The organism is Streptomyces sp. col6 (assembly GCF_008042035.1).
In the GTDB taxonomy this organism is placed as follows: domain Bacteria; phylum Actinomycetota; class Actinomycetes; order Streptomycetales; family Streptomycetaceae; genus Streptomyces.
This window is the reverse complement of sequence record NZ_RDBL01000008.1, coordinates 89430-107548: the sequence shown is the minus strand read 5'-3', so window position 1 is coordinate 107548 and position 18119 is coordinate 89430. Positions and strand designations below refer to the sequence as shown.

Here is an 18119-nt window from a genome sequence, read left to right as displayed (position 1 = left end):
CATATGCGCAGGCCCACGGCACACCTCCACGCACTCCGGCACCATCACCCGGTGCGCGACTCCGCCGCCAGCCGTTCCAGTACGGCGACGGCCTCACCGGTCCGCTCGTACGGCACGAAGAGGTGGTCGTGGTGGAAGCCCGCCACCACGTTGCAGCTGATCCCGGCGTCGGTCAGGGCGAGCGAGACGGCGGCGGTCAGCCCCACGGCCTCCAGCGCCGAGTGCACCCGCAGGGTGATCCACCCCGCCACGTAGGTACAGGGCAGTCCGGCCGACGCGGCCTCCGCCTCGGGGAGCACCAGGGTGAGTCCCTCGGTCTCGCGGACGGTGACGACGGGGGTGACGGTGTCGGGCAGGGTGCCGTCGGGCGCGATGGCGTAGACGTAGCGGCCCGGGTGCGGCTCGGGACTCAGGTTGCTCAGCAGGACTCGAAGGTCGCTCTCGGCTGTCACACCACCACGCTACCCACGGGTGCCGTACGGGCGCGGGCGTGAGCCATTCGGGCACGTCCCGTGTCCAACCGCTCACCGTACGTGGCACCGGGGCGGGATCGCCCATAGCTTCGGCTCATGAGGAAACGACACATCACACGCATCGTGGGCATCGCAGCCGCATCGGCCGCCGGACTGGTCGCGGCGGTGCCGTCCGTTCCGGCCGCCGCCGCAGCCGGCGCGCACGTGGTGTCGCCCGGCCAGTCGATCCAGGCGGCGGTCGACGCCGCACGGCCCGGGGACACCGTCGTGGTCCGGCCCGGCACCTACCGCGAGAGCGTGCGGATCAGCACCCCCGGTGTGACCCTGCGCGGCTTCGGGGACCGCACCGTCATCATGCCCGCCGCCGGCCGGGCGGCGTCCGGCGACGCCTGTGCGCAGGCGGGCAACGGGATCTGCGTCCTGGGCACGGCGGACGCCACCGTGGACGGTGTGACCGTCAGGTCCCTGCGCGTCACCGGGTTCACCCGCAGCGGCCTGTGGGCGTCCTGGACGGACCGGCTGACCGTCCGCTCGGTGACCGCCGACACCAACGGCGTCTGGGGCATCGCCGAGCAGCGGTCCACCCGTTCGGACATCCGGGACAGCACCGCCCGCTCCAACGGTGACGCGGGCATCTTCGTCGCCAACAGCGTCGACGAGGAGGGCGGCGCCACAGACACCGGCGGCACCCGCGTCCGCGGCAACACACTGACCGACAACCGGATCGGGTTCACCGCGCGCCGGGTGCGCAATCTGTCGGTGCGCGACAACACCTTCACCGCCAACTGCAGCGGCGTGTTCGTCGTGGGCGACGAGGGCACCCCGCAGGCCGGCGCCATGTCCGTCCGCTCCAACCGGATCACCGGCAACAACAAGTTCTGCGCCGCCACCGACCGGCTGCCCGCGATCCAGGGCTCCGGGATCGTCCTGACCGGCACCGCCTCCACCGAGGTGCGGTCCAACGAGATCCGCGACAACGTGGGTTCGACCCCGCTGTCGGGCGGTGTCGTGCTGTTCAAGAGCTTCGTGGGCGCGAAGAACACCGACAACACCGTCAGCGGCAACGTGGTCCTCGGCAATCAGCCGGCGGACCTGGCGAACCGGGACACCGGCACGGGCAACCGGTTCACCGGCAATGTCTGCACGACCTCCGCACCGGCCGGGATGTGCTGACCGGTGACCCCCCGTACGAGGAGAAGCGAGACGGCATGACCACCGTGAGCACGACCCCCGGCACCACTCCCGTCCAGCCCCTTCCCACCCCGCAGCCCGCGATGCGGCTGCGCGAGATCGTGTTCGGCGCGGCCCGCTCCGCCGCCGTGCGCGCCGCGGCCCGGCTGGGCGTCGCCGACGCGCTGGGCGACGAACCCGAGACCGCGGAGCGGCTGGCGGCGGCGGTGAAGACCGAAGCCGGCCCGCTGCGGCGGCTGCTGCGGGCGCTGGCCTGCTACGGCGTCTTCACGGAGAACGCCGACGGCACCTTCGCGCACACCGACATGTCCCGGCTGCTGCGCCAGGACGACCCGCACAGCCTGCGGGCGATCTCCCTGTGGTGCACGGAGCCCTGGACCTGGGAGGTCTGGCCCCGTCTGGAGGACGCGGTGCGCACCGGCGACAACGTCTTCGAGGAGGTGTTCGGCAAGGAGTTCTTCGACTACCTCCACCAGGACGCCCACGAGTCGGCGCAGGTGTTCAACGCGGCCATGACCACCTCCAGCGTGCAGTCGGCGCTGGACGTCGCCTCCCTGCTCGACCTCACCGGTGTCTCGGCGGTCGCCGACATCGGCGGCGGTCAGGGGCACGTGCTGGCGAGCCTGCTGGAGAAGCACCCGTCGGTCAGCGGCACCCTGATGGACCTGCCGGGGGTGATCGCCCGCGCCGACGAACGGCTGCGCGAGGGCGGTGCGCTGGCCGGACGGGCGGGCATCGTGGCCGGGGACTGCCGTGAGGGCATCCCGGTCGCCGCCGACCTCTACATCATCAAGAACATCCTGGAGTGGGACGACGACAGCACCCGCCGGGCGCTGCGCTCGGTCGTCGAGGCGGCCCGTCCCGGCGCCCGGGTGGTCGTCATCGAGAACCTTGTCGACGACACCCCGTCGATGCGGTTCACCACCGCCATGGACCTGCTGCTCCTGCTGAACGTGGGCGGAGCCAAGCACACCCGGCAGAGCCTGGTGGACCGGCTCTCCGAGGCGGGGCTGCGGATCGACACGGTCCGGCCGGTCAACCCGTATCTGCACGCCTTCGAGTGCGTGGTGCCGGACTGACCCCGGGACGCACGCGAACCGCCCCGGTCCCGGCCACAGAGGCCGGGGCCGGGGCGGTGTTCGTGGCTCACGCGGGGGCGCCGCGCTCCCAGCGGTAGAACTCCTGGGCCATCGCGTCCTTCGGCCCGCGCCAGGTCTCGGGGTCGTAGGGGCTGACGAAGGCGGTGAGCCGTTCGCTGATGGCCCTGAACTCCGGGTGCTCGGTCACCTTGGCGATCTCCGGGCCCGGCGGGCGCTCGGACTCGATCATGTGCAGGTAGACGTCGCCGAACTGGAAGAGCTTGCGGCGGGTGACGCCGACCAGATGCGGCAGTTCGCTGTTGTCGGACGCGGCGAACAGTTCCGCGATGTCCGGGGCCGATCCCGGCGCCATCCGGGCGACGATCAGAGCGTGGTGCATCGGTGGTGCCTTTCTGCCGCCCCGGACCGGGACCCGGCCGGGAGGCCGGGTGCGCCGGCCTGCGACGGCGGGTCAGTTGGCCGGGACGGCGGCGGAGCGCTCGCGGTCGCGCTGCTCGATCTTCTGCCGGATCAGCTCCATCTGGACCTTGGAGTTCCGGTTGATGTTGTCGGTCATCCAGGCGTCGTCGACCGGCGCGTCGGGGCGCATGGCGAAGTCCTGCTGCCAGTGCATCCGCGTACCGCCGGGCACCTCAGCGTACTCCCACCGGATGTCCATGTGCTGGAAGGGTCCGGGCTCGACGCGGCGGGCCCGCACGGTGCGTCCGGGACGGTCGGTGGTGCGCTCGGAGACCCAGCTCCACACCTTGCCGTTCTCGTCCGGGTGCATGGTCAGCCGGAAGGTGGTGCGCTCGCCGTCCCGCTCGATGACCTCGACGGCCGCGTACTCGCTGAAGAGCTGCGGCCAGTTCTCCAGGTCGTTCGTCATCTCCCACACCAGGTCCAGGGGGGCGGCGATGACGATCTCGTTCTCGGTGTGTCCGGACACGTCAGGCTCCTGTCATGAGGCTGTTGTTGACGAGGTCGAGGAACTCGCGGGGCGTCTTGCAGCGGTCCGCGTCGGCCGGCAGCGGCTGCCCGTGCCGGTTCTCCAGTACGCCGACGATGCCGAGGAGGCCCAGGGAGTCCAGGCCGAACTCGTCGAAGGCGGTGTCGGAGCGGTTCTCCATCTCTCGGGGGTCGACGGAGAGCCCGGCGCCCTTCTTCATCAGGGCGGCGAGTTCTTCGTACGTCAGTGGTTCGGCCATGAGGGACTTCTCCTTCTCACGAGGGGTGGGTGGGGCTCAGGCGGGGCGCCGCAGCACCAGGGCCGCGTTCGAGCCCATGAGGCCGCGGCTGAGCACGAGCGCGGTGCGCAGTTCGGCGGGGCGGGCCCGCTCGGTGACGACGTCGAGGTCGTGGCAGATCTCGAAGACGTTGGGCGTGGGCGGTACGAGCCCGTTCTCCATGGACAGGACGGCGGCGGCCGCGTCCAGGACGGGACCCCCGCAGTAGGCGCGGCCGATGCCCGTCTTGGGAGCGGTCACGGGGACGCGCCGGCTGTGCGCGCCGAGCGCGTCGGCCAGCGCCAGCGCCTCGGCGCGGTCGGCGGCCGGTGAGCCGAGCGCGTCCGCGAAGACGACGTCGACCTCCTCGGGCGCGCAGCCGGCTTCCCGCAGGGCGCCCTCGATCGCGTGGGCGAGGCCCTCGCGGGACTCCTCCCAGCGCGCCGCCGTGGTGAAGGTGGCGGCGTGGCCCGCGATCTCCGCCCGGACCCGGGCACCGCGTTCGCGGGCCGACTCCTCCTCCTCGACCACGAACATCGCGCCGCCCTCGGCGGGTACGAAGCCGCAGGCGTCCGAGGTGAACGGGCGGTACGCCCGCGTCGGGTCCTCGGCCGCACTCAGATCGCGGTAGCCGAGCTGGCAGACCACGGAGTAGGGCGCGAGCGGGGCCTCCGCCGCGCCGACCACGACCGCGTCGGTGCCGCGCCGCACGGAGCGGTCGGCGTGCGCGAGGGCGTCGAGACCGCCCGCCTCGTCGCTGGCCACCACCGCGCACGGCCCCTTGAAGCCGCCGCGGATGGAGATCTGGCCGGTGCTCGCCGCGTAGAACCAGGCGATCGACTGGTAGGGGCCGACGTACGTGGATCCCTGGCCCCACAGCCGTTGCAGTTCGCGCTGGCCGAACTCGCCGCCGCCGGAGCCGGCCGCGGTGACCACGCCCACGCCGAACGGCCGGTCCTCGTAGTCGGCGCGGCCGAGCCGGGCGTCGTCCAGGGCCATGTCGGCCGCGGCCATCGCGAAGTGCGTGAACCGGTCGGTCTGGACGAGGTAGCGCTCCTCGATGAGCGCGACGGGGTCGAAGCCGCGGACCTCGCCGGCGATGTGCAGCGGGAGGTCCTCGCATCCTTCCCGGGTGACCCGGTCCAGGACGCTCATGCCCTCCTGCGTGCGCTTCCAGAAGGCTTCGGTGCTCGTGCCGTTGGGGGCGACGACTCCGATGCCCGTGACGACGGTGCGCCGGGCCTTATGGGTGCTCATGGTGTCCTCCCACCTGTTCGGGTCAGGGCCACCGCGGACTGGAAGCCGCCGAAGCCGCTGCCCACCGACAGGACGCTGCGCAGCTTCAGCGGGCGGGCGGTGCGCGGCACGTAGTCGAGGTCGCACTCCGGGTCCGGGGACTCGTAGTTGGCCGTGGGCGGCACCGTCTGGTTGACCAGGGCCAGGACGCAGGCGGCGATCTCTATCGCGCCGATCGCGCCGAGGGAGTGGCCCACCATCGACTTGATGGAGCTCATCGGCACCTTGTGGGCGTGTGCGCCGAGGGCCCGCTTCACCGCGGCGGTCTCGTGCCGGTCGTTCTGCTTGGTGCCCGAGCCGTGCGCGTTGACGTAGTCGATGTCCTGCGGGGAGATCCGGCCGTGGCCGAGCGCGCTGTTGATGGCCTCGGCCATCTCCAGACCCTCGGGGGTGAGCCCGGTCATGTGGTAGGCGTTACCGAAGGTCGCGTACCCGGCGATCTCGCAGTACACCGTCGCCCCGCGGGCCCGCGCGTGCTCCAGCTCCTCCAGGACGAGCACGGCGCCGCCCTCGCCCATGACGAACCCGTCGCGGCGGGCGTCGAAGGGCCGGGAGGCGTGCTCCGGGTCGTCGTTGTTGGGGGAGGTCGCCTTGATGGCGTCGAAGCAGGCCACGGTGATCGGGGTGATCGGCGAGTCGGAGGCGCCCGCGATGCAGACGTCGACCCGTCCCTCCTCGATGGAGTGGAAGGCGTAGCCGATGGCGTCCAGGCCCGAGGTGCAGCCGGTGGAGACGGTCTGCACGGGGCCGTGCGCGCCGACCTGTTCGGCGACGGCCGAGGCCAGTGAGCTGGGTGAGAAGGCGCGCTCCAGGTGCGGGCCGGCCCGGCGGTGGTCGACGTCCCAGCGCGCCCCCCTCTCGCTGACCGCGACGTAGTCGTGCTCCAGCCGGGTGGTTCCGCCGACCGCGGTGCCGAGGGAGACGCCCATCCGCCAGGGGTCGGTCCGCTCGGGGTCCAGACCGGCGTCGGCGAGCGCCTCGCGGGCGGCGACCATCGCGAACTGGACGTAGCGGTCCGCGCGGGCGGTCTCCTCGTCGTCCAGTCCGTGGGCCGCCGGGTCGAAGTCGCACTCGGCGGCGATCCGGGAGCGGAAGCCCGCGGGGTCGAAGAGGGTGATGCCCCGGGTCGCGGTGCGGCCGTTGGAGAGGAGGTCCCAGAAGGCCGGGGCCCCGATGCCGCCCGGGGCGACGACGCCGACTCCGGTGACCGCCACGCGCCGGGTCATGAGGCGGCCTCGGTTCGTTCTGGCGGCGCGCCCGCCTCGGCGGTCTCGGTCACCTCGGTGTCGACGTGGCCGAGTTCGGGGCGGGGGGCGAGCGGGCCGAGGTGGAAGACCATGCGGGCCTCGGTGTCGCCGACGTTGCGGAAGCGGTGGCGCACGTGCGGGGGGATCAGCAGGCCCTGGTCGGGGCGCATCTTGTGCGTCTCCCCGTCCAGGTCGACCTCCAGGAGCCCCTGCACCACGTACACGAACTCCTCGGAATACGGGTGGTAGTGCTCGCCGATGCGGTCGCCGGGCTCGACGATGGCCAGGCCCATGAAGCCGCTGGTGGCGCCCACCGCGGTCGGGGTGAGCAGAGCGCGCAGGTCGCCTCCGCGCCTGCGGTTGGGCTGGGTCTCACTGAGGTCCACGATGCGTGGCCGGTGGGTGGTCATGTCTGCTTTTCCTCCTGGGCGCAGGGCGCGTTGTGATGACGGGTCGAGCGAGAACCCCCCGGGGTGCCGGAGCGCGGTTCAGGAATCCGCGGCCCGCCGGTCGGTGATCAGCCGCATCTCGGACCGGGCGAGGAAGCGTGCGGCGTCCTGGTCGGTGGCCTGGACGGCGTTGGCCTCTCCCTCCAGGAGGCGGGCCAGACGGGCCGCCTTGCCGGGGCCGTTGATGCCGAGCGCCTGCGCGGGCTGTGCGTCGAGCGGGCCGCTCGCCTCCAGCAGGCGGACGACGACGTCGTCGCGCTGGAAGATGGTGCTGCTGTCGATGGGGCTGCCGGTGTCGTCGGCGGCCTCCTCGTCGTGGGCGGCCAGCAGCCGGGCCAGGGCCATCCCGCAACCCTCCTTGGCCTGGTAGAAGACCGCGTGCCGGTTCAGGCTCTCGGGGGCGTGGCGGCCGGCCGAGACGTGGTGCACGGTGGGCAGGGCCGCACGGGTGAAGAACATCCGGGCGGAGTCGGGGTCGGCGAGGTCGCGGTCCTGTTCGAGGTAGGGGTTGATGGCCTCCTCGACGGCGCGGATCTCGGGCTGGCGCGCGACGTGGCGCAGCGCGGCCATGAGGTCTCCCTCGACCTCGACGGCGCGCACCACACGGTTGCCGTGCATGAAGAGCGAGGTGCGGCGCAGCCGGGTGTGGTCGTCGACGCGCGCGCGGGGCGACTCGTAGTCGGCGAGGAGCTTCGCGACGATGTCCTCGGTGCCCGGCTTGACGGTGAAGGTGAGCGCGTGGCGCACGACGCCGTCGCCGAGCCGGGGGGAGGTCTGGAGGCTGCCGCGGACCGGGTCCGGGACGGTCTCGAAGCCCTTGCCGGTCTCGCGCAGAACGCTGAAGCGCAGCGACCGGGTGTCGCGTACGCAGCTGTGCAGGGGCTGCACGGTCGCGACGTGCTCCTCGCTGTTGACCCAGGCGAGGAAGGGCGGGGCGCTCTCCCACTCGCTGGTGATCAGCCACTGCGAGGGGTTCTCGATGGACTGGCACAGCTGGTCGCTGATGTGGCCGGGGACGGAGGCGATCTGGTTGCGCATGTGCTCGTACGCCTCCAGGAACTGGTTCTGCGCGCCCTCGTACAGGTCCAGCAGCAGCACGACGCGCAGCCTGGATCCGTCGAAGGCGGACTGTGAGATCCGTTCCGAAAGGGTGGTGGTCATCTGGCGAACTCCTTCGACGCGGTGAGGCGGGGACGCTGGGAGAGCCGGCCGGAGCTGTGGAGCCGTCGGCTGCCGAGGGGGATCGGTACGGGGAGCCCCGGCGATCACGCACGGCCCGCCCGGACCGAGGGCGTCGTCTCCGTGACCGATCGTGAAACGCTGGTCCGCCCGACGCGAGATTTATGAACCGTTCAGGTGAGCGGGCTCCCGAAGCGCTCCTGCCCGGCCCCCGGCCGGGCATGGACAGTGCATCTGTACGGCGTCGGAGCTGGAGCAACTGATGAACGAGAACGTCGACCTCCATGTACCCGTCCTCATCGTGGGCGGCTCGCTGGTGGGCCTGTCCGCGTCACTTTTCCTCGGTCGGCTCGGCGTCGAGCACCTGCTGGTCGAGAAGCACGCCGCGACCTCGACGCATCCGCGCGGCCGGGGCAACAACGTCCGGACGATGGAGGTGTTCCGCCGTGCGGGTGTCGAGCGGGAGATCCGGGCGGCCGCCTCGGTGCTCGCGGACAACCACGGCATCCTCCAGGCCGGCTCGCTGACCGGCGACGATCAGGAGTGGCTGTTCAAGGAGATCGACCCGGGCGGGGCGATCGCCCGGTTCAGCCCGACGGGCTGGTGCCTGTGCAGCCAGAACGACCTGGAGCCCGTGCTGCTGGACCGGGCCCGGGAGCAGGGCGGCGACCTGCGGTTCTCGACCGAGATGATGTCGTTCGACCCGGACGCCTCCGGTGTCACCGCCACCCTGAAGAACCGGGAGACCGGTGAGCACACGACCGTGCGGGCGGACTACCTGATCGCCGCGGACGGGCCGCGCAGCCCGGTCCGCGAGCAGCTGGGCATCGGCCGTTCGGGTGCGGGCGACCTGTTCCACAACGTGAGCATCACCTTCCGGTCGCGCGGGCTGGCCGAGGTGCTGGGCGACCGGCGCTTCATCGTCTGTTACCTGACCAACCCGCAGGCGGAGGGTGCTCTGCTGCCGGTGGACAACGAGCGGGAGTGGGTGTTCCACGCCCCGTGGCAGCCGGGCCGGGGTGAGACGCTGGAGGACTTCACGGACGAGCGGTGCGCCCTCCACATCCGTACCGCCGTCGGCGCGCCGGACATCGACGTGGAGATCACGGGCAAGGCGCCGTGGCACGCGGCGGAGCGGGTGGCCGAGCGGTACGCGCGGGACCGGGTGTTCCTGGCCGGTGACTCGGCGCACGAGATGTCGCCGACCGGGGCGTTCGGCTCCAACACGGGCATCCAGGACGCGCACAACCTGGCGTGGAAGCTGGCGGCGGTGCTGCGGGGCGAGGCGGGCCGGGGCCTGCTGGACACGTACGGGCAGGAGCGGCTGCCGGTGGCACGGGCTACGAGCGAGCGCGCGTCGGCGCGGTCCGGTGAGCACAGCCACCCCGGTTACGCACCGCCGCCCTCGGTGGGCGGCGGCAAGCGGGGCGGGATGCTGAACGTGGCACTGGGCTACCGCTATACGGCGGGCGCGGTGCTGGGTGTGGCGCCGGACGCGCCGGTGGTCCCGGAGGGGGTGCGGCTGACGGGCGAACCGGGCAGCCGGGCGCCCCACCTGTGGGTGCGCAGGGACGGGGAGCGGATCTCGGCCCTCGATCTGTACGAGCGTTCGTTCGTGCTGCTCACGGACAGCACGGACACGGTGTGGCGGCGGGCCGCGGCCGAGGTCGCCGACCGGCTGGGGGTGCGGCTCGACGCGTTCGGCATCGGTGCGGGCGGTGATCTGGAGCCGGAGGACGGGGCGGACTGGGCCGAGGCGCACGGGACGCACCGGGACGGTGCGGTCCTGGTGCGCCCCGACGGCTTCGTCGCCTGGCGTACGGAGTCGGGCGTCGAGGACGCCGAGGCGACGCTGCGCGAGGTCATGGTGACGCTGCTGCACCGCGACTGACACAGCGTCAGTTCATGGATCAGATACCGAACGACCGGAGGGCTGCCAGGAATTCCTCCGGTCGTTCGGTGTGTACGAGATGGCCCGCGTCGATGGTGACGTGTTCGGCGCCGGGAATGCGCCGGGCCATCCAGGCCAGGTCCTCCTGATCGATCCGGCTGCTCGGGCCACCGCCGATGATCAGGGTGGGGGCGGTGATGTCACCGAGGAGTTCGGGCCCGGCCGGGTCCGGGTCGTTGAGCTGGGCGTCGATCGCCGGCACGAGGGGCCAGTCGAAGTCCAGCTCTCCGGCGGGCCGTTCGGGTGCGGGGCGCGGCGGGTCCAGCGGGAAGGGCGGCGGCGCCTCCTCGATGACGAGGCGGCCGATGAGCCCGGGGTGCCGCTCGGCGAGCAGGTAGGCGGCGGCACCGCCCATGGAATGTCCGACGACGGTGGCACCGGCGAGGTTGCGGGCCTCCAGGAAGCCGTGCAGGTCGTCGCGGAACAGCTCGAAGGAGTAGCGGCCGGGCCAGTCGCTGAGCCCGTGGCCGCGGAAGTCGAAGGCGTACACCCGGTGCGTGGCGGCGAGTCCGGCGGCGATGTGGGCCCAGTCGCCGCTGTTCCCGCACCGGCCGTGGGCCAGGACCACCGGCGGCGCGGCCGGGTCGCCCCAGACCCGGTGGGCGAGCCGTATCCCGCCGGCCCGGACGCTGTGCACCTCGGGGTCGAGGAACGCCTCGACGGTACGGGCGAACGCCCCCGCGTCGTCGGTCCACGGGAAGTGCGCGGCGCCGCGCTGTACCGCGAACTCCGCGTGCGGGAAGAGCGCGGCCAGTTCGGCGGCCCGGTCGGGCGTGGTGACGGTGTCGTACTCACCGGCCAGCACGAGGACCGGGGCCTCCAGGGCGCGCAGGGCCGGGACGGTCTCGGCCGGGTCGAAGGCGCCTTCCGCGGCGTACTCCGCCGCGGCCTCGGCGTTGATCTGCGCCGACGAGCCGGCGGCGTGCTCCTGTGCGGCGGCGTCCCAGCGTGCGTACAGGAACGGCCGCGTCCTGGCGCGCAGTTCGCCGGTCATCCGGCCGGCCCAGATCTCCTCCAGGGCGGCGAGCGCGTCCTCGTACCAGGGTTCCGAGCAGCGCAGCGCGGCCGCCTCGCGGGCCTCGGGCACGGCGACGGGGATTCCGGTGGCCCCGGTGGTGGGGGCGACGAGGACCAGGTTGCGCAGCCGCTCCGGGTGGCGGGCGGCGTAGAGCGCGGCGAGGTCGCCGGCCGCGGAGTGGGCGAGGAGATCGACGCGCTCCAGGCCGAGGTGGGCGCGCAGGGCCTCGACGTCCTCGGCCTGCCGGTCGCAGCGGTAGGTGGCGGGGTCGTCGGGGGCGGCGGAGTCGCCCGTGCCGCGCAGGTCGAGAAGGACCAGCTGCCGGTGGGCGGCCAGTCCGCCGAGGGTGCCGAAATAGGTACTCGCCCGCATGGGTCCGCCCGGCAGGCAGATCAGCGGTGTCCCCTCCCCCACGAGGTGATAGGCGAGCTCGGTTCCGTCGTACGTATGGAAGGTCGGCATGCCCCCATCCAAACAGGGCCGTCCGGGTGACGCAGCCGTGTTCGGTACGGGCGTATCCGGGTCGGAGGGCGATGTGCGTCACGCCTCTTGCCAGGCGGTGCAAGATCCTGAATTACTGCTCCGGAAGGAGTCGACCGAATGATCGGTCGTCCGCACGGCGCGTACGGCACGAGGGAGGCCCGCATGACGGCTCTGCTGGATGCGGCGGAACGGATGAGCCGCGACGAGCTGGCTGCGCTCCAGCTGGACCGGCTGCGGGCCACGCTGCGCCACGCGTACGAGAACGTGGCGCACTACCGGGCGGCATTCGACCGGGCGGGGCTGAAGCCGGAGGACTGCCGTTCGCTTGCCGATCTGGCCCGGTTCCCGTTCACCACCAAGGCGGACCTGCGGGACAACTACCCGTTCGGGATGTTCGCGGTGCCCGAGGAGCGGGTCCGCCGTATCCACGCCTCCAGCGGGACGACGGGCCGCCCGACCGTCGTCGGCTACACGGAGAAGGACCTGGAAACGTGGGCCGACGTGGTGGCACGCTCCATCCGAGCGGCGGGCGGGCGGCCGGGGCAGAAGATCCATGTGGCGTACGGCTACGGGCTGTTCACCGGCGGCCTCGGCGCACATTACGGGGCGGAACGGCTCGGCTGCACGGTGATCCCCGCGTCGGGCGGCATGACGGCCCGCCAGGTGCAGCTGATCCAGGACTTCCGGCCCGACATCATCATGGTGACGCCCTCGTACATGCTGACGATCCTCGACGAGTTCGAGCGGCAGGGCGTCGATCCGCGTACGACCTCGCTGAAGGCGGGAATCTTCGGTGCCGAGCCGTGGACGCAGGAGATGCGGCGCGAGATCGAGGAGCGGTTCGCGATCGACGCGGTCGACATCTACGGCCTGTCCGAGGTGATGGGGCCGGGTGTGGCGCAGGAGTGCGTGGAGACGAAGGACGGGCTGCACATCTGGGAGGACCACTTCTATCCGGAGGTGGTCGACCCGTTCACCGGCGAGGTGCTGCCCGACGGGGAGCAGGGGGAGCTGGTGTTCACCTCGCTGACCAAGGAGGCCATGCCGGTGATCCGCTACCGGACACGGGACCTGACCCGGCTGCTGCCCGGGACGGCCCGGGTGTTCCGGCGCATGGAGAAGGTCACCGGGCGCAGTGACGATCTGGTGATCCTGCGCGGGGTCAACCTCTTCCCGACGCAGATCGAGGAGATCGTGCTCCGTACTCCGGGGGTGTCGCCGCACTTCCAGCTGCGGCTGACGCGCGAGGGCCGGCTCGATGTGCTGACGGTACGGGCGGAGGCCCGGCCGGGGGCCACGCCGGAGCAGCGGGCGGCGGCCGCCGCCTCCGTGGCGGCGGCGGTCAAGGACGGGATCGGGGTGTCGGTCGGTGTGGAGATCCTCGATCCGGAGACGCTGGAGCGGTCGGTGGGCAAGTTCCGGCGGATCGTGGACGAGCGTCCCTGACTGCCCTGCTGGCCAGTGGGGTTGCTGTGACACGATGAGCCGGAACGACCGTCGTCCGCGGGGGGACTCGCGTTCTTCCGCCGAGTGATTGGGGATCACACATGACGGCAGACCGGACCGGCACACCGGTCGACACCAGCAGGCCGCACCCGGCACGCGTCTACGACTACCTGCTCGGCGGCAAGGACCACTACCCCGTCGACCAGGCACTCGGCGAGCAGATGCCGGACCTGGCCAAGACGGGCGTCGCGCAGAACCGGGCCTTCATGCACCGGGCGGCCGACTGGGCCGCGCGGGAGGGCATCGACCAGTTCCTCGACATCGGGACGGGCATTCCGACGCGGCCGAACCTGCACCAGATCGTCCAGGAGGTCGATCCGTCGGCCCGGATCGTCTACACGGACAACGACCCGATCGTCCTGCGGCACGCGGAGGCGCTGCTCGTCAGCAGCCCGGAGGGCGCCACCGAGTACCTCCAGGCCGATGTGCGCGAGCCGGAGAAGATCCTCGCCCACGCCCGTACGGTGCTGGACTTCGACCGGCCCGTGGCGCTCTCGATGATCGCCCTGATGCACTTCCTGGCCGACGAGGACGACCCCTACGGGATCACGCGCACACTGCTCGGCGCGCTGCCCGCCGGCAGTTGCCTGGTGCTCTCGCACTTCACCAAGGACTTCCTGTCGGCCGAGCAGGACAAGACCGACGAGTACCGGGCGAGCGGCATCACGCTGCGGCCCCGTTCGCGTGTGGAGGTGTCGCGGTTCTTCGACGGGCTCGACCTGGTCGGACCGGGCGTGGTGACCGCTCCGCAGTGGCACTGCGGCACGCCCGCGCCGGAGCGCCGGGAGACCACCGACAGCTTCCATGTGGGGGTCGGCCGCGTCCGCGCGTAGGGGGTCTCAGGCGAGACGGTCGCGCAGCTCGCGCTTGAGGATCTTCCCGCTGGCGTTGCGCGGGAGGGCGTCCACGAACACGATCCGCTTCGGTGCCTTGAAGGGGGCGAGCCGTTCGCGGGCGTGCGCGATCAGTTCCTCCTCGCCCGCCTCGCCCTTCAGGACGACCACGGCGGTGACCGCCTCGATCCAGCGTGCGTCGGGCAGCCCCACGACGGCCGTCTCGGCGACGGCGGGGTGGGTGTAGAGGGCGTCCTCGACCTGCCGGGAGGCGATGAGTACCCCGCCGGAGTTAATGACGTCCTTCACCCGGTCGACGACCGTGAAGTAGCCCTCCGCATCCCTGACGGCGAGGTCTCCGGAGTGGAACCAGCCGTCCCGGAACGCCTCCGCGCTCTCCTCCGGCCTGTCCCAGTAGCCGGCGCACAGCTGGGGTGAGCGGTAGACCACCTCGCCCGCGGTGCCGTCGGGGACGTCCTTGCCGTTCTCGTCGACCACCTTCGCCTCGACGAAGAGGACGGGCTTTCCGCACGAGTCCATCCGGCCCTCGTGCTCGTCCGGTCCCAGCACGGTGGCCAGCGGGCCGATCTCGCTCTGCCCGAAGCAGTTGTAGAAGGCCAGGGCGGGCAGCCGGTCGCGCAGGCGTTCCAGCACGGGGACGGGCATGATCGACGCCCCGTAGTAGGCCTTGCGCAGTCCGCCGAGGTCGCGGGTGGCGAACTCGGGGTGGTTGGCGAGGCCGATCCAGACGGTGGGCGGGGCGAAGAGACTGTCGGCCTGCCCGGACTCGACCAGGTCGAAGACCCGGACCGCGTCCGGTGCGTCGAGCACCGTGTTCTCGGCGCCCACCGCGAGGTAGGGCAGCAGGAACACATGCATCTGCGCCGAGTGGTAGAGCGGCAGCGCGTGGACGGGCCGGTCGCCGGCGCGCAGGTCGAGCGCGGTGATCGCGCTGACGTACTCGTGGACCAGGGCACCGTTCGTCATCATGGCGCCCTTGGGGAGCGCGGTGGTCCCGGAGGTGTAGAGCAGCTGGACCAGGTCGTCGGCGGCCGGTTCGCGCGCGGGCGTGAACGGGCGCGGCGTGCTCAGTCCGGCCAGCAGCGAGCTCTCGTCGTCGCGCAGCGCCCGTACGGGGAAGCCCTCGGGGACGCGGTCGGTGAGGCCCGGGTCGGTGAGGACCAGGGAGCTCCCGGACTGGCGCAGGATGTACGCCAGGTCGTCCCCGGTGAGGTTCTGGTTGACCGGCACATGGACGAGCCCGGCGCGGGCGCAGGCGAGGAAGGCGATGAGATACGCGTCGGAGTTGTGCGCGTAGGCGGCGACCCGGTCCCCCGGGTTCAGCGCGTGGTCCCCGGTGAGGGCGGCGGCCGCGGTGGTGACGGCCTCGTCGAGCTCGCGGTAGGTCCAGGCACGGCCGGCGTAGCGCAGGGCGGTGCGTTCGGGGGTGCGCCGTGCGCTGCGGGTCAGGACACTGTCGACTGTGCTGCTGCGTACACCGGTCATGGCGTGATCCTGTGCGGCCGGGGGCCGGTGGTCAAGGGTCCGGATCCCGCCCGGCGCTGTTGACAGGGGTGGGGGCGTGCTGGCTGAGTTGCCCGCGGTATCTGGAACTCCTGAGCAACCGGCTTTTGTAACCGCAGAGTTGGGAGGACCGTTTCCCTTGTGGAACCGTCTGAGGATTCTCGCCGTGTCCGGCCTCGCCCTGTTCACCGTGTCGGCCTCGCTGCCACCGGCCTCGGCGCACGCCCCGCGCACCCACCATCCGTCGGGCGGCGGTCTGTCCGCCGTGATCCGCTACACCGAGTACGGCATTCCACACATCGTGGGCAAGGACTACTCGGACCTGGGCTTCGGCAACGGCTGGGCGCAGGCCGCCGACCAGGTATGCGTGCTCGCCGACGGCTTCGTGACGCTGCGCGGTGAGCGCTCCCGCTGGTTCGGCCCGGACGCGGCGCCCGACGGCTCGCTGTCCTCGGCGTCCAAGAACCTGGCCAGCGACCTGTATTTCCGCGGGGTGCGCGACAACCGCACGGTGGAGAAGCTGCTGAGGACGCCCGCGCCGGCGGGCCCGAGCCGTGCGGTGAAGGAGCTGCAACGGGGGTGGGCGGCCGGGTACAACGCCTGGCTGGCGCAGAACCGGATCACCGATCCGGCCTGCCGGGGCGCCCGCTGGGTGCGCCCGGTGACCGCGGTCGACGTCGCGGCACGCTCGTACGCGCTCTCGGTGCTCGGCGGCCAGGGGCGGGCCGTCGACGGGATCACGGCCGCGCAGCCGCCCGCCGGCGCGCCGGACCCCGCTCCCCCGTCGCCGTCGGGTGCGGCGAGGGCCGCGGAACGGCTGCTGTCGGCGCGGGACGCGGACATGGGTTCCAACGCCGTGGCCTTCAGCGGCGGGACGACGGCGAACGGGCGCGGGCTGCTGCTCGGCAACCCGCACTATCCGTGGGAGGGCGGGCGGCGGTTCTGGCAGTCGCAGCAGACCATCCCCGGCAAGCTCGACGTGGCGGGCGGTTCGCTGCTCGGTTCGGCGACGGTTTCGATCGGGCACAACGCGCACCTCGCGTGGAGCCACACCGTGGCCACCGGGGTCACGCTGGATCTGCGGCAGCTCACGCTCGCTCCGGACGACCCGACCGTGTACCTGGTGGACGGCAGGCGGCACCGGATGACGGCGCGGTCGGTCTCCGTCCCGGTGGCGGGTGGAGGCACGGTGGCGCGTACGCAGTGGTGGACCCGGTACGGCCCGGTCGTCACCTCGCTCGGCGCGGGCCTGCCGCTGCCCTGGACGGGGACGACCGCGTACGCGCTGGACGATCCGAACGCGGCCAATCTGCGCTCGGGCGACACCGCTCTCGGGTTCAGCACGGCCCGCACCACGGCCGGGGTGAAGGAGGCGCTGCGGCGGACCCAGGGCCTGCCGTGGGTGAACACGATCGCGGCGGACTCCTCGGGCCACACGTTCTTCTCGCAGGCGCAGGTGCTGCCGAGGGTCACGGACGAGCTGGCGGAGCGCTGCTCGACGCCGCTGGGGCGGGCGACGTTCCCGGCGTCGGGCCTGGCGGTGCTGGACGGTTCACGCGGCGACTGCGCCACGGGCTCGGACCCGGACGCGGTGCAGCCCGGCATTTTCGGTCCCGGCCGGATGCCGGTCCTGGAGAACGTGCCGTACGTCGAGAACTCCAACGACAGCGCCTGGCTGGCGAACGCCTCGGCGCCGCTCACCGGCTACGGGCGGATCTTCGGTACGGTCGCCACGCCGCGCTCGGTCCGTACGCGCGGCGCGCTCCAGGACGTGTCCGCGATGGCGCGGGGCGGCGGACTGACCGTGGCGAGTCTCCAGCACCAGCAGTTCGCGAACCGGGTGCCGGCCGGAGAACTGGCCGCGCCCGCCGTGGCCGAGGCGTGTGCGGCGCTGCCCGGCGGGACGGTGGCCGGGAGCGACGGCAGGGACGTCGATGTATCGGCCGCGTGCCCGGTGCTGCGCGCCTGGGACCGCACGGCCACCACGACGAGCCGGGGCGCGCTGCTCTTCGACCGGTTCTGGCGCCGGGCCGAGGCGGTGCCGGCCGGCCGGCTGTGGAAGGTGCCCTTCTCCCCCGCCGATCCCGTCAACACGCCGAACACGCTCGACGCATCGGCCCCGGGGGTCCTCGCGGCGCTCGCGGACGCGGTGAGCGAACTGCGGGGCGCGGGGGTCGCGCTGGACGCGCCGCTGGGCGAGCACCAGTGGGTGCGGCGGGGTTCGCAACGCATTGCGCTGAGCGGGGGGACGGAGGCGCTGGGCGTCTGGAACAAGACCGAAGGCGTGTGGGACGCGTCGGCGGGCGCGTACACGGACGTGTCGACCGGGTCCAGCTACATCCAGGCGGTCGGCTGGGACGGCGGCCCCTGTCCGGTGGCGCGCACGCTGCTCACGTACTCCCAGTCGTCGAATCCGGACTCGCCGCACTTCAGCGACCAGACGGAGCTGTTCTCGCGCGGGCGCTGGGTGACCTCACGGTTCTGCGAGAAGGACATCCTGCGGTCTCCCGCGCTGCGAGTGGTCCGGGTGCACGAGGGACGGGGGCGCTCGCACCACTGACACCACAACAGTTTCTGATAGAACATCAGATTCTTTGTGGTTCACGCCCCTACGGGACGACGGGTCCTGACAGTACTCTCTCTGCTCGGCAGGAAGTTTCATGC

The 18119-nt window shown here is 72.2% G+C and carries 16 protein-coding genes; 6 read left to right on the top strand and 10 right to left on the bottom strand.

What is annotated here, in order from left to right:
* Positions 1 to 44: 44 nt before the first annotated feature.
* Entirely contained in the window at positions 45 to 452 is a 408-nt protein-coding gene (locus EAO73_RS12750) for an ACT domain-containing protein (RefSeq protein WP_147971648.1), read from the bottom strand.
* Between the two features lie 117 nt (positions 453 to 569).
* On the opposite strand from EAO73_RS12750, the gene EAO73_RS12745 reads away from it, so the two are divergent.
* Positions 570 to 1646, top strand: coding sequence for a nitrous oxide reductase family maturation protein NosD (locus EAO73_RS12745; protein WP_147971647.1), 1077 nt, complete (start codon positions 570 to 572; stop codon positions 1644 to 1646).
* 35 nt (positions 1647 to 1681) lie between these two features.
* Positions 1682 to 2743: a methyltransferase gene (locus tag EAO73_RS12740; RefSeq protein ID WP_147971646.1), complete on the top strand. Its 1062-nt coding sequence runs from the start codon at positions 1682 to 1684 to the stop codon at positions 2741 to 2743.
* A gap of 67 nt (positions 2744 to 2810) precedes the next feature.
* Here the strand turns inward: EAO73_RS12740 and EAO73_RS12735 are convergent, their stop codons facing one another.
* The 7 genes from EAO73_RS12735 to EAO73_RS12705 all read right to left on the bottom strand — a co-directional run bounded on the left by EAO73_RS12735 (position 2811) and on the right by EAO73_RS12705 (position 8122).
* Positions 2811 to 3143 carry a TcmI family type II polyketide cyclase gene (locus EAO73_RS12735; RefSeq protein WP_147971645.1) on the bottom strand — a complete coding sequence of 111 codons (333 nt, stop codon included), beginning with the start codon at positions 3141 to 3143 and terminating at the stop codon, positions 2811 to 2813.
* Positions 3144 to 3215: 72 nt separating this feature from the next.
* Positions 3216 to 3692, bottom strand: coding sequence for an SRPBCC family protein (locus EAO73_RS12730; protein ID WP_147971644.1), 477 nt, complete (start codon positions 3690 to 3692; stop codon positions 3216 to 3218).
* 1 nt (position 3693) lies between these two features.
* Complete coding sequence (locus tag EAO73_RS12725) at positions 3694 to 3951, bottom strand: acyl carrier protein (RefSeq protein WP_147971643.1); 258 nt, start codon at positions 3949 to 3951, stop codon at positions 3694 to 3696.
* 36 nt (positions 3952 to 3987) lie between these two features.
* Entirely contained in the window at positions 3988 to 5226 is a 1239-nt protein-coding gene (locus tag EAO73_RS12720; RefSeq protein WP_147971642.1) for a beta-ketoacyl synthase N-terminal-like domain-containing protein, read from the bottom strand.
* On the bottom strand, positions 5223 to 6491 hold the full coding sequence (locus tag EAO73_RS12715) for a beta-ketoacyl-[acyl-carrier-protein] synthase family protein (protein ID WP_147971641.1): 1269 nt from the start codon (positions 6489 to 6491) through the stop codon (positions 5223 to 5225). The genes EAO73_RS12720 and EAO73_RS12715 overlap by 4 nt, the downstream gene beginning before the upstream one ends.
* Positions 6488 to 6922, bottom strand: a complete 435-nt coding sequence (locus EAO73_RS12710) for a cupin domain-containing protein (protein WP_147971640.1) — start codon at positions 6920 to 6922, stop codon at positions 6488 to 6490. The genes EAO73_RS12715 and EAO73_RS12710 overlap by 4 nt, the downstream gene beginning before the upstream one ends.
* Positions 6923 to 7000: 78 nt before the next feature.
* Positions 7001 to 8122 carry a SchA/CurD-like domain-containing protein gene (locus EAO73_RS12705; protein WP_147971639.1) on the bottom strand — a complete coding sequence of 374 codons (1122 nt, stop codon included), beginning with the start codon at positions 8120 to 8122 and terminating at the stop codon, positions 7001 to 7003.
* 280 nt (positions 8123 to 8402) lie between these two features.
* Between EAO73_RS12705 and EAO73_RS12700 the strand changes: the two genes are divergently transcribed.
* Complete coding sequence (locus tag EAO73_RS12700; RefSeq protein ID WP_147971638.1) at positions 8403 to 10031, top strand: FAD-dependent oxidoreductase; 1629 nt, start codon at positions 8403 to 8405, stop codon at positions 10029 to 10031.
* A 19-nt stretch (positions 10032 to 10050) separates the two neighbouring features.
* Here the strand turns inward: EAO73_RS12700 and EAO73_RS12695 are convergent, their stop codons facing one another.
* Positions 10051 to 11571 (bottom strand): alpha/beta fold hydrolase, encoded by a 1521-nt coding sequence (locus EAO73_RS12695; RefSeq protein ID WP_147971637.1) that lies wholly within the window; start codon positions 11569 to 11571, stop codon positions 10051 to 10053.
* A gap of 183 nt (positions 11572 to 11754) precedes the next feature.
* Here EAO73_RS12695 and paaK point away from each other — a divergent pair, with 183 nt between their 5' ends.
* Both paaK and EAO73_RS12685 read left to right on the top strand, forming a co-directional pair.
* Positions 11755 to 13038 carry a phenylacetate--CoA ligase PaaK gene (gene paaK / locus EAO73_RS12690; RefSeq protein WP_147971636.1) on the top strand — a complete coding sequence of 428 codons (1284 nt, stop codon included), beginning with the start codon at positions 11755 to 11757 and terminating at the stop codon, positions 13036 to 13038.
* A 101-nt stretch (positions 13039 to 13139) separates the two neighbouring features.
* The gene (locus EAO73_RS12685; protein WP_147971635.1) at positions 13140 to 13931 is read left to right on the top strand and encodes an SAM-dependent methyltransferase; all 792 of its coding nucleotides are present in this window, start codon (positions 13140 to 13142) and stop codon (positions 13929 to 13931) included.
* Between the two features lie 6 nt (positions 13932 to 13937).
* On the opposite strand, the gene EAO73_RS12680 is transcribed toward EAO73_RS12685, so the two are convergent.
* Positions 13938 to 15437: a fatty acyl-CoA synthetase gene (locus EAO73_RS12680; RefSeq protein ID WP_147971634.1), complete on the bottom strand. Its 1500-nt coding sequence runs from the start codon at positions 15435 to 15437 to the stop codon at positions 13938 to 13940.
* A 157-nt stretch (positions 15438 to 15594) separates the two neighbouring features.
* On the opposite strand from EAO73_RS12680, the gene EAO73_RS12675 reads away from it, so the two are divergent.
* Positions 15595 to 18015 (top strand): penicillin acylase family protein, encoded by a 2421-nt coding sequence (locus EAO73_RS12675; protein ID WP_191134039.1) that lies wholly within the window; start codon positions 15595 to 15597, stop codon positions 18013 to 18015.
* Positions 18016 to 18119: the final 104 nt, after the last annotated feature.

Coding starts and splice junctions, on each gene's coding strand:
- EAO73_RS12745 (WP_147971647.1), top strand. CDS start 570: ATGAGGAAACGACACATCACACGCATCGTGGGCATCGCAGCCGCATCG.
- EAO73_RS12740 (WP_147971646.1), top strand. CDS start 1,682: ATGACCACCGTGAGCACGACCCCCGGCACCACTCCCGTCCAGCCCCTT.
- EAO73_RS12735 (WP_147971645.1), bottom strand. CDS start 3,143: ATGCACCACGCTCTGATCGTCGCCCGGATGGCGCCGGGATCGGCCCCG.
- EAO73_RS12725 (WP_147971643.1), bottom strand. CDS start 3,951: ATGGCCGAACCACTGACGTACGAAGAACTCGCCGCCCTGATGAAGAAG.
- EAO73_RS12720 (WP_147971642.1), bottom strand. CDS start 5,226: ATGAGCACCCATAAGGCCCGGCGCACCGTCGTCACGGGCATCGGAGTC.
- EAO73_RS12715 (WP_147971641.1), bottom strand. CDS start 6,491: ATGACCCGGCGCGTGGCGGTCACCGGAGTCGGCGTCGTCGCCCCGGGC.
- EAO73_RS12710 (WP_147971640.1), bottom strand. CDS start 6,922: ATGACCACCCACCGGCCACGCATCGTGGACCTCAGTGAGACCCAGCCC.
- EAO73_RS12705 (WP_147971639.1), bottom strand. CDS start 8,122: ATGACCACCACCCTTTCGGAACGGATCTCACAGTCCGCCTTCGACGGA.
- EAO73_RS12700 (WP_147971638.1), top strand. CDS start 8,403: ATGAACGAGAACGTCGACCTCCATGTACCCGTCCTCATCGTGGGCGGC.
- EAO73_RS12695 (WP_147971637.1), bottom strand. CDS start 11,571: ATGCCGACCTTCCATACGTACGACGGAACCGAGCTCGCCTATCACCTC.
- paaK (WP_147971636.1), top strand. CDS start 11,755: ATGACGGCTCTGCTGGATGCGGCGGAACGGATGAGCCGCGACGAGCTG.
- EAO73_RS12685 (WP_147971635.1), top strand. CDS start 13,140: ATGACGGCAGACCGGACCGGCACACCGGTCGACACCAGCAGGCCGCAC.
- EAO73_RS12680 (WP_147971634.1), bottom strand. CDS start 15,437: ATGACCGGTGTACGCAGCAGCACAGTCGACAGTGTCCTGACCCGCAGC.